The sequence below is a fragment of the Sneathiella sp. genome, assembly GCF_029233945.1.
Taxonomy (GTDB): domain Bacteria; phylum Pseudomonadota; class Alphaproteobacteria; order Sneathiellales; family Sneathiellaceae; genus Sneathiella.
On sequence record NZ_JARGOQ010000037.1, the window covers coordinates 24,755 to 35,613 of the forward strand.

Annotated in this window: 10 protein-coding genes; 3 read left to right on the forward strand and 7 right to left on the reverse strand. The window is 60.2% G+C overall.

Going from position 1 to position 10,859, the window contains the following annotated elements; translation table 11 throughout:
• The first annotated feature begins 2 nt into the window (after positions 1–2).
• On the forward strand, positions 3–653 hold the full coding sequence (gmk, locus tag P1U71_RS12550; RefSeq protein ID WP_301105951.1) for a guanylate kinase: 651 nt from the start codon (positions 3–5) through the stop codon (positions 651–653).
• A 48-nt stretch (positions 654–701) separates the two neighbouring features.
• Here gmk and P1U71_RS12555 read toward each other — a convergent pair whose 3' ends face one another.
• From P1U71_RS12555 to lptF, 7 genes are all read right to left on the reverse strand, one after another.
• Positions 702–1,184 (reverse strand): VOC family protein, encoded by a 483-nt coding sequence (locus P1U71_RS12555; RefSeq protein WP_301105952.1) that lies wholly within the window; start codon positions 1,182–1,184, stop codon positions 702–704.
• A 112-nt stretch (positions 1,185–1,296) separates the two neighbouring features.
• Entirely contained in the window at positions 1,297–2,130 is an 834-nt protein-coding gene (rsmA, locus tag P1U71_RS12560) for a 16S rRNA (adenine(1518)-N(6)/adenine(1519)-N(6))-dimethyltransferase RsmA (RefSeq protein ID WP_301105953.1), read from the reverse strand.
• A complete protein-coding gene (gene pdxA, locus P1U71_RS12565; protein ID WP_301105954.1) occupies positions 2,123–3,100 on the reverse strand; it encodes a 4-hydroxythreonine-4-phosphate dehydrogenase PdxA in 978 nt (325 codons plus the stop codon). Before pdxA ends, rsmA begins: the two co-directional genes overlap by 8 nt.
• An 18-nt stretch (positions 3,101–3,118) precedes the next feature.
• Positions 3,119–4,384, reverse strand: coding sequence for a peptidylprolyl isomerase (locus P1U71_RS12570; protein WP_301105955.1), 1,266 nt, complete (start codon positions 4,382–4,384; stop codon positions 3,119–3,121).
• 78 nt (positions 4,385–4,462) lie between these two features.
• Positions 4,463–6,622: an LPS assembly protein LptD gene (locus P1U71_RS12575; protein WP_301105956.1), complete on the reverse strand. Its 2,160-nt coding sequence runs from the start codon at positions 6,620–6,622 to the stop codon at positions 4,463–4,465.
• 12 nt (positions 6,623–6,634) lie between these two features.
• Positions 6,635–7,729, reverse strand: coding sequence for an LPS export ABC transporter permease LptG (lptG, locus tag P1U71_RS12580; protein ID WP_301105957.1), 1,095 nt, complete (start codon positions 7,727–7,729; stop codon positions 6,635–6,637).
• Entirely contained in the window at positions 7,729–8,862 is a 1,134-nt protein-coding gene (lptF, locus tag P1U71_RS12585) for an LPS export ABC transporter permease LptF (protein ID WP_301105958.1), read from the reverse strand. The genes lptG and lptF overlap by 1 nt, the downstream gene beginning before the upstream one ends.
• 129 nt (positions 8,863–8,991) lie before the next feature.
• Between lptF and P1U71_RS12590 the strand changes: the two genes are divergently transcribed.
• Together P1U71_RS12590 and P1U71_RS12595 are read left to right on the forward strand one after the other, a co-directional pair.
• On the forward strand, positions 8,992–10,500 hold the full coding sequence (locus P1U71_RS12590; RefSeq protein WP_301105959.1) for a leucyl aminopeptidase: 1,509 nt from the start codon (positions 8,992–8,994) through the stop codon (positions 10,498–10,500).
• A gap of 6 nt (positions 10,501–10,506) precedes the next feature.
• The coding region (locus P1U71_RS12595) for a DNA polymerase III subunit chi (RefSeq protein WP_301105960.1) at positions 10,507–10,859 on the forward strand (353 nt) is incomplete at its 3' end.

A 10,859-nucleotide genomic window follows, 5' to 3' on the forward strand; every position in this document is an offset into this window, starting at 1 on the left:
CTATGCCGCCTGAAGTCGAGATGGAAGCCCTGACACGGCGGGGGTTGATGCTGGTGCTGTCCTCCCCCTCGGGGGCGGGGAAGACCACCATTTCCCGCGCGCTGCTGAAGGAGGATGACAATCTGGTCATGTCGGTCTCTGCGACCACCCGGCCGCCCCGCCGCGGCGAGGAGGAGGCCAAGGATTATTTCTTTGTCGAGCCGGTCGATTTCAACCTGATGATCAACCGCGACGAGCTTCTCGAACATGCGAAGGTGTTCAGCCATTATTACGGCACGCCGCGCGAACCCGTGGAGAAGGCGCTCGAAGGCGGGCAGGATATTCTTTTCGATATCGACTGGCAGGGCACGCAGCAGCTCGCCCAGAAAGCAGGGGATGATCTGGTGAGCATCTTCATCCTGCCGCCGTCAACCGCCGCGCTGGAGAAACGGCTCAAGACCCGCGCGCAGGACTCTGCGGACGTGATTGCCCAGCGGATGTCCAAGGCGTCGGAAGAAATTAGCCATTGGCGGGAGTATGACTATGTGGTCGTCAATGAGGATGTCGATCACTGCCTCGCCGAGGTCAAGGCGATCCTGACCGCGGAACGGCTCCGCACCCGCCGCCGGGCGGGCCTTATCGATTTCGTCAGCCGCCTGCGCGAAGGTTACTGATCGGCGTAGACCCGCGCCAGCGCGCAGAATTCCTCGACCGTGAGTTCTTCAGAGGGAAGTTGTTCCGTACTGTTCATCCATGCGCTGAAGGTCTGCTTCTTCGACTGTACGAGTTCCAAGAGCTTGTGCAAACCGCAGGAGATAGCCGTCAGGGTCAAGCACCATAAATTGCCGCCGTGTTTCCATGCAATCTGACTTCCAGATATCTGCATCGTAAATATCCATGAACGGCCTGAAACCGGAGGAGACGATGCGATCGTAGATCCGCTGCACGTCATCGACCATGAACTGAAAATTCACGCCGCGTCCAAAGGGTTGTTCCATTGGTTTGGGATGCCAGGGTTCCCAGCTTCCATCAAGTTTCCAATGCGCTAACATGATCTGCCCCCCCTCCAGAGACAAGTAGGCATGGGGATCGTTATTTCGTTGCTGTGCCACCTTGAACCCAATGGTTTTAACGTAAAACTCGATTGATTTCTGAAAATCCGAGCACCAAAGCTCAGGAACAAGCGTGTTAATTCTGAATGTCATAATGCCTCTCAGTCATCGTCATGGTTTTATGATAATTCCTCAACCTGACCGCAGGTCAAGGGCTAATTCGGCATGGCACAAATGGCAGATTCGTCAGCCGCCTGCGCGAGGGTTACTGATCGGCGTAGACCCGCGCCAGCGCGCAGAATTCCTCGACCGTGAGTTCTTCCGCCCGGCGGGTCGGGGTGATCCCGGCTTTTCCGAGCATGGCTTCGGCGGGCATGCCGAGGGGTTTGAGGCTGGCGCGCAGCATCTTGCGGCGCTGACCGAAGGCGGCGGCAACCACCTTCTCCAACACCGCCTGGTTGGCGGGATAGGCGGGCGCCGCGAAAGGGCGCAAGGTGACGACCGTGCTGGTCACTTTCGGCGGCGGGGTGAAGGCGCGGGGCGAGATGTCGAATTCGCGTTTTGTCTCGCAGAGCCATTGGCAGAGAATGCTGAGACGGCCATAGGCCTTGGTGCTGGGCACCGCCGTGATCCGGTCGGAGACTTCCTTCTGGAACATCAGGGTGAGGGAAGAAAACCGCTCCCGCCGGTTCAGCCATTTGATCAGCAACGGCGTTGCGACGTTATAGGGGAGGTTGGCGATGATCTTCGCCTTGCCGTCAAACAGCGCGCCCTCGTCAATCTCCAGCGCGTCGTCATTCACCACTTCCAGCCGGTCCGGATAGGCGGCGGCGATATCGGCGAGGGCGGGGAGGCAGCGGGTGTCCTTCTCGATGGCGATAAGCTTTGCCGCGCCCGCGTCCAGTATTGCGCGGGTCAGGCCACCGGGGCCGGGCCCGATCTCGATCACTGTCTCGCCCTGAAGCGAGCCTGCGCAGCGGGCAATGCGGCCCGTAAGATTAAGATCGAGGAGGAAATTCTGCCCCAGCGATTTCTCCGCATTGAGGCCATAGCGGGCGATCACCTCACGCAGAGGCGGAAGCGTGTCGCCCTCAGCCATTGTCCGCGCCGGACATATGGGTCGCCATATGGATTGCCGCGATCAGGCTCGCCGGGTTGGCGAGGCCTTTGCCCGCAATATCCTCCGCCGTGCCGTGATCGGGGGAGGTGCGGATGAAGGAGAGGCCGAGAGTGACATTCACCCCGCCCTCGAAATCGAGCGTCTTGAGGGGGATCAGCGCCTGATCATGATACATGCAGATGGCGGCGTCATATTTCTCCCGCGCGGCATCATGGAACAGGCTGTCGGCCGCAAAGGGACCGGTGATGTTCATCCCGCCCGCGCGGAGCTTTTCAATCACCGGGCGGAGAAGCGTTTCCTCCTCGTCTCCGATGCTGCCATCCTCCCCCGCATGGGGATTGAGCCCGGCAACGACAAGGCGCGGGCTTTCAAGGGCGAAGCGGGATTTAAGATCCCGGTGGGTCGTCTCGATCACATGGGTGAGCAGATCGGCGGAAAGTTTCGCGGGCACCTCCCGGATCGGGATATGGACGGTTGCGGGCACGACTTTCAGCTTCGGGCAGGCGAGCATCATCACCGATTTTCCCGGTCGTTCGTCGAGCGCGGCGAGATATTCCGTATGGCCCGGATGGGCGAAGCCCGCCTCATACAGCCGCTTCTTGTGGATCGGGTTGGTGACAAGGGCATGGACCGCACCCTGCCGGCAAAGCTCGGTGCCGAGGCGGATGGCCTCGATCGTCTGTTCCGCGTCGTTGAGCGCAGGGTCGAGCGGCAGGAGGGGCAGGGCATTTTCGAACGCCCCGCGCGCTTCCGCTGGCGCGGCAATGTCAACGAGCGGGACCTCAGGCTCAAATGTTTGAAGCTGCGCCGCGATTGTTTTGCGCCCGCCGATCAGGAAAAAGGGCGCGAGCCGTTCCTCTTTCCGGAGGGACCAGGCCTTCGCCGTAATCTCGATGCCAATCCCGTTGGGATCGCCCATGGTGACGGCAAGAAGGGGCGTGTCGGTCATGATCCTGCCGCCCGGCGCCTAGCGGGTCTCGATGGTCGCGGCATTATGAATATCCTGCAGATAGCCGCGCGCCCGGTTCTCGGCCCGGCGGATCAGGATCTCGCGGCGGATCTCGTCGGGATCGTTGCTGCGCGCCTGCGGATCGTTGCGGTCGCAGACGACGAAGATGCGGTAAAGCTCCCCGTCCTGATAAGGCTCGCTGACATCCCCGGTCTCCATATCCTTCAGGATCGCCTTGATATTCTCGGGCATATCGCCGAGGCGGATGCGGCCGATATTCCCGCTCTCCGTACTGTTGAGTTCCGTCAGCAGGCTGGGGAGCTGTTCGCAGCTATCGATAAAATTGCTGATCGCGCCGGCAAGTTTTTCCTGGGCCTCCCCGCCCGCATTCTCTCCGCTGCCGGCGGGAACGATGATCTGGGTGATGTCGAGGGTCACATCATTGGGGTCGGTATCCAGAATCTTGCGGGATTGTTGCACTAGCAGGATGTAATAGCCGTCGATTGTGCGTACCGGATCGGAGACTTGCCCCGGGCGCAAGTCGGGCAGGACCGCCGCGATTTCCTCCGGGACTTCGTCTTCCAGCACCCAGCCGATCGAGCCACCGGAGGCCGCCGTCGCGCTCTGGCTGAGCTGGGCGGCGGCGCGCTGGAACGAGGCGCCGGAGCGGAGTTGCGAGACAAGGTTGGCAACGGCGTTTCGGACCTCTGCTTCGGGCGTATTGGACTCAACGGGCAGATATATCTCGCTCAGCAGATATTCGCTCTTGCCCTTGTTGTTTTCCAGCCGTTTCAGCACGGCCTCCACTTCCTCATCCGAAATGGTGATGCGGGTCATGATCCGCTCCTGAATGATCCGGTTCCAGGTCAGGTTGGCACGGACCTGCGCCAGTATTGTCTCGATATCGACATTGCTCTGCCCGAGCATCCGGTCGATCTGGCCTGGCTCCATGCCATTGTTTTTCTCAAGGAAGGAAATGGCTTCAAACACCTGCTCATCACTGACGGCAATATTGAACCGCGCCGCTTCCTGCATTTTCAGCCGGTCGTCGATCAGCCGCGCCACGGTCGGGTTGACGAGCTGCTTGCGGGTTTCCTGTGTGTCGGGAAAGCCGGAGAGCAATATCGTGAGGGTAATCCGCTGGTTCAGGTCATAGCCGGAAATGATCTCGTCATTGACGATGGCGACAATTTTCTGAACGTCCTGCGCCAGGGCCGTCGTCAGGACAACCAGAACGGCCATGCCCGCGAGCAGGGAGCTTTTCAACATTTGACGGATCAGCATTCTTACAAATCTTTACGTGTTTTTACAAAAATTTCAGCCGCTTGATACAGCGCGTGCATAGGATAACCTGTTCCGGGCCTAGTTGAAAGGCAGCAGTCTGAACTTAACGCTGACCCGGGTTTCGGGCTCGACATCCCGGTCGCGCGTAAAGGACCGCTTGGCTTCCAGGGCGAAGCCGAAACATTCATCCAGATATTCCAGCCCGAGCCGTCCGTCAATGGAATTACCGCTGTTGACCAGATTACGCCGGTAACTGCCGTAAACACTCCAGAATTCGGCAACCCTGGTCTTGCCCTCGACATAGATTTCCTCGCGCTTGTCCTGGGTCAGGCCGTTGGGATCATCGCGCAGGTAAACATAGCCAAGACCGAACCAGTTATCCATCGTGCCCACCTTCGTGGTCACCTCGTTCCGGGCGAGATAGAGGCTGTCATGATCGAGCCTGACGCGGTTGACGAATTGCAGATAGTCGGCGGGGCGGATTTCCAGCCGGGCGACATAATCGGAGAATTGATCCTCCAGGCCGGTGCCGTTGGCAAATCCGGTGCTGTCGCTGAAATTATAGCTTTGCCCGAACAGCAAGGTCGTGTAGCCGCCGGAGGCCCCATAAACCCCCATGTTGATCCCGTAATTTACGCGGGCGCCGGTTTCCACCTCGTCCAGACCGGCATAGCGGTTGGAGCCGAACAGGTTGGTATCGTCAAATTCGAAGCTGAGGCTGTCTTCGTTCGGGGTGTCGTTATCGCCCACGACATCGGACCAGACGGCCTCGACAATCGGTTCAACCAGCTGGCGGATGGTGCCGGCCTGACGGACGAAGGGATAGCGCCATTCGAGCGAGGCGGAGGGAACGACACGCCCGTAGAAGTCATTCTGGTCCGTCGCGCTCGACGGATCGTCTGGATTGGCGAGGATGTCATGGGCATAGTAGAGATCACCGCGGAGCGACGTGTCGAAGGTAAAGACCTGGCCATTCGACGTGGTGTAGGGAACGTGATACCCGCCCTCAAGAGAGAAGCGGTCGGTGTCCTGCCCGTCGGTGCGGTAAATTGCGAGAACATCGGCATTGGCACTGAACCGGCCCCCGAAGGAATTAGGCTCACCGACGTAGCTGTAATTCCACCAGGCCGGGACGACCGGGGTCTCGCCCGAGACATCGTCTTCGGTCAGCCCCTGGAAGCTATAGGCGCTGAGAAGCGAGAAATTCCGGCCCCGTTGCCCCTGAAGATAGACGGTGGAGGTCAGCGTATCCAGGTCACTGATATCATATTTATCAAGATAGGTATCATGGGTGGTGCGAAAGACATCGAAGCCCCAGATCCAGCCGTCGTCAACCTTGAACTCCCCGTCACCGCGGATATGCCCCTGAAATTCCTTGTCCCCGGTCTCGATATTATTGTCGTTCACCTCGTCGACATAGGTGAGGGAGCCGTCAATTTTGAAATCGCCGCTCTCGACCGCCTGACGGTATTCCGTCGCCATCTGCAGGCCTTCCTTGGTGGTCAGCGTTGGCGTGATGGTCATGTCCTTGTCGTCGGAGATGACATAGTAATAAGGAACACTGATGCCATAGCCGAGGGTCGATGAATCAAACGTTGTGGGCGCCAGAAACCCGCTCTCGCGATCGACCGTCGGATCGGGGTGGGAGAAATAGGGGGTATAGGCAATCGGCACGCCGAAGAATTCCAGAAAGGCGTTGCGATAGGTGATGGTTTTCTCGGAGCGGTCATGAATGACCTTCTCGGATTTGATCTGCCAGATCGGTGCACGGTCGGGATCCTCGCGGCAGGGCTCACAGCTTGTAAAGACAGCTTTCGTCAACACCGTGCGGTTTTCATTCTCGCGCACCGCGTCATGGGCGGCAAGGCGGGAATTATCGGTGAACAGCAGCTTGAAATCCCGGATGGCGCCGGTCTTGAGTTCGTTCTCAAGCTCCATATTGTCGGCAAAAAGGACATTGCCGGTCGGGTCCAGCAGGATGACATTCCCCTCCGCGCGGACCGTATCGGTGGCGATGTTATAGATCAGCCTGTCGGATTTCAGGATACGATCGCCCTGCATAATCTCGACATTGCCGGTGGCTTCAACCCGCTGCTCGGCATTGAAATAGGTAACCTCATCGGCGCTGAGGAGGGCTTCCTTGGAAAGGTCTGGCTCGCTCGATGGCGTTTCCTGCGCGAAAGCGACACCTATCGGCGCGGGCAGCAGCAGGAGCGCCGCAAGGGAAAGGGGCATCATCCGCCGCATCGTCTAGCCATCCTCCAGATGAAACATCATGGCCAGGCCGAACAGCGTGATCGCGACGGCGGGGATCCAGGCGGAGAATATAATCGGCAGGTTGCCCGACAGCCCCAACGCATAAATGATATCGGTCATGAAATAGAAGACGAACCCGGTGGTAATCCCGCCGAGCACCATGAGCACCGTTCGGCCCTGCCTGAGGGTGCGCAGGGAGAAGGTGGCGGCGACCAGCACCATGGCGAGCATCAGGATCGGCCCCGCCATCAGGCTGTACCAGTGCAGGCGATGGCGATCACCGGAAAAGCCGGCGAGTTCCAGCGTCTCGATAAAGCCGGGCAAATCCCAGAAGGAGAGGGTCGCCGGGGAGGCAAAGCTTTCCTGAATCTGCAGGACCGTGAGCGTCGTCGGCAGTTCCAGCTTGTCGCGCCGCTCCGCCGGTTTGTTGGGGCCGGTAATCACGACATTATCGAGCTCCCAATATCCGGGGTGCAGCCGTGCCTGATCCGCATCGATCCGGCCGGTGAACTGGTCATCGGGGTCGTACTCGAAAATGATCACATCGGTCAGGTCGAGGCCGCGATTGATGGCGCCGCGCGCATGAATGACCGACAGACCCTCTTCATCCAGCTGACGCAGCCAGAGATCATTGGTGGAGAGGGTCAGCAGGTTCGACTTCGTCTCGAAATATTTTGCCTCCATCCGGTCGTTGCGGGCCTGCATCTCGGCGGCGATGGGGTTGATTACGGTGAGGACCAGCAGGCCAACCCCGAAGGCAATGAGGAGAGAGGGGAACAGGAACTGCCAGACCGACACGCCGGTCGCGCGAATGACCGTGAGCTCGCTCGATTTCGAGAGGCGGAAGAAGGTCAGCATGCCGCCGAACAGCGCGATGAAGGGCAGCAGCTTCAGCGCGAGGGTCGGGATGCGCAGCAAGACCATCTCCAGCAGGATGAAGATCGTGATATCGCCGCGATCGGCGCTCCGGCGCAATGCCTCGATAAAATCGGCAAGGAACACAATGGTCATCAGCACGCCGAAAATAACGGCGACATTCTTGATAAACTGCTTGGCAAGATAGAGGGAAAGCGTCTCGGGGAGGAGCATCAGCCGGGCTCCCCGCTGGGCAGGCCATCCGGGGGCGCCCTGTTGTCAAGGAACGGTATGCGCCTGCCGCTGGCGAGATAGGCCGCGCCGAAGGAGACAAGGACGGGCAGCAGGTAAAGGGCGACCGTGACCAGCACCGGCTGCACCGTCGCCCGGAACAGGGCCATCGCCCCGATCAGCAGCAGCACCCCGGCGGCGGCGGCGATGGTCATCCGTCGGGTGCGGCCCCGGCGGGTGAATTCCCCGCCCATCACCCCGGCAAGCGCGATAAAGACAAGCGCCACCGCATAGAGCGGCAGCACGATGCGCTGGTTAAGCTCCGCCGTCAGCTTGTACATTTCCTGCTGGACGCGCTCCCCGTCCTCCGGGTTGACGAGTTCCCAGATATAGCGATGTTCGGGCGAGAGCCAGCGGGCGCCGCTCTTCTTTTCGAACTGGCTGATATCAAGGGCGTATTGATCGAAATAAAGCAGGCTGAGCTTCGCATCCTCTTTCGAGACTTCCTGCAAGTTCCCGGCGTTCATGATAAAGCGGGGGCCCTCCTCGGTCTTCACGAAAGCGCCGCGCTCGGCCATATAGGTCACGGGCTTTTCCGGCACCCGTTCGTCATGCACCAGAATGCCCAGCATCTCGCCCGCCGGTGTTTTCTCGCGGATATAGACCGTCACGCCATCGGTGAGGCTGTTGAACACGCCCTCGCGCAGCACCACCGCGGCGAGGCTGTCCTGCCAGGCGACACGCAGCTCCGTCACCGTCCGGTTGCCATAGGGCACGAGGATAAACCCCAGGAAATACATGACCAGCGCGACGATCAGCGCGAGATAGATGGCGGGCTTGGCGAGCGCCGATTTGCTAAGGCCCGCCGCCCACATGACGATCAGCTCGCTGTCCGAATAAAGTTTGTTAAAGGCGAACAGCGTCCCGAAGAAGAGACCGAGCAGCAGGGTGTAGCGCAGGATGTCGGGCAGCAGCAAAAGCGAGAGATAGAGGAAGGTCGAAACCGGCAAACCGTTGATCAGCTTTTCGACGAACTTGAGCGACTGAGACAGCCAGATCACCCCGGTCAACGAAAAGGTTATGAAGAGCATGGGAACGGCCAATTGCTTCATAATATAACGGTTAATATTTTTCATGAGGGGAGTATAGCGATAGTTTTGCTTGTTGCCAGTCAGGAAAGGACGCGCTATGAAAAATATTACGCATACATAGTTGATGAAGCTCGGTATTGCTGATTCACGTCCCGAAAACAATAGGAATTTTCCATGAAGTTCGCATTTTCTGAAATCTCCCTCCCCAAGCGCGGGTCGCTCGCGGTCGCGATCTATGCCGACAATGCCCTCTCCCCGACCGCCAAGGAAGTGGATGAGAAAACCGGCGGCGCGCTCAGTCGGGCGCTGGAAACCAGCCGGTTCAAGGGCAAGCAAGGCGATTTTCTGGAACTCATGGCCCCGAACGGTCTGGAAGTCTCGCGCGTTGTCCTGTTCGGTCTCGGCGAGGTGGAAAAGCTGGGCCAGACGGATATGGAGACCCTGGGCGGATCGCTGGTGAAAAAGCTCAATGCGTCGGGCGCGCGCAGCGTGACCGTCATCCTCGATGATCTGGGCGCGGACGCGATCAAGACGAGCGAGGCCGCCGCCGCCGTCGCGGCGGGCGCGATGCTCGGCTCCTACCGGTTCCAGAAATACAAGACCGATATCGACGACGCGGCGGAGCCCACGCTCGCCCGCATGACCGTTTCCTGCAAGGGATCGGCGACGGCGCGCAAGGCCTTCGCGGATATGGAGGCGCTGGCCGAAGGCGTCTTCCTCACCCGCGACCTGGTGAGCGAGCCCGCGAACACGCTCTATCCGCAAAGCTTCGCCGATCGCTGCCTTGAACTTACCGACATGGGCGTTCATGTGGAAATTCTCGATGAGGCGAAGATGGAGCGGCTCGGCATGGGCGCGCTTCTCGGTGTGGGGCAGGGCTCCCGCCGCGACAGCCGCCTTGTCATCATGCAGTGGAACGGCGCGACGGCCAAGAAGGCGAACCGCAAGCCGCTCGCCTTTGTCGGCAAGGGCGTCTGCTTCGATACCGGCGGCATCTCGCTCAAGCCCGGCCCCGGCATGGAGGAAATGAAATGGGACATGGGCGGCGCGGGCACGGTCACCGGCCTGATGAAGGCGCTGGCGGGCCGGAAAGCCAAGGTCAACGTGGTCGGTGTCATTGGCCTCGTCGAGAATATGCCCGACGGCAACGCGCAGCGGCCGGGCGATATCGTCACCTCCATGTCCGGGCAGACGATCGAGATTTTGAACACCGACGCGGAGGGCCGCCTCGTGCTCGCCGATGCGCTGTGGTACACGCAGGACCGGTTCAAGCCGGAATTCATGGTCGATCTCGCAACGCTGACCGGGGCGATCATCATCGCGCTCGGCCATGAAAACGCCGGGCTGTTCTCCAACAGTGATGAACTCTCCGAACAGCTTTTTGAGGCCGGCAAGGCCGTGGGCGAGGGGGTCTGGCGCTTCCCCTTATCCGACGCCTACGCCAAGCAGACGAAATCACCGATCGCGGATTTGCAGAATATCGGCACCGGCGGGCGCGGTGCGGGCTCGATTGTCGCCGCCGAGTTCCTGCAGAAGTTCGTCAATGATGTGCCCTGGGTCCATCTCGATATCGCCGGGATGGCCTGGTCGAAGGCCGACAAGCCGACGGTACCGAAGGGTGGCACGGGCTATGGCGTGCGCCTCCTCGACAAGTTCGTGCGGGATAATTACGAGGGCAAATAGAGCTCCGTGACCGAGGTCAGCTTCTATCACCTGCAATCGGAGCCCATCGAGCGGGCCCTGCCGCGCCTCCTGGAGAAGGTGAGGGAGCGGGGCTTTCGCGTGGCTGTTCGCGGGGTGACGGAGGAGCGGATCGAGACCCTCGATGAGGCGCTCTGGACCTACCGCCCCGAGAGTTTCCTGCCCCATGCGCGGGAGGGCGAGGGCGTTGACGCCACCGCCCAGCCGATCCTGCTCACCCTCGCGGGCGCGGGGAACGCGAACGCCGCCACCGTCCTCGTCCTGACCGAGAATGCCCCGGCCGACGACCTCGCAAGCTTCGAGCGCTGCCTCTATATGTTCAACGGCAACGACGAACCCGC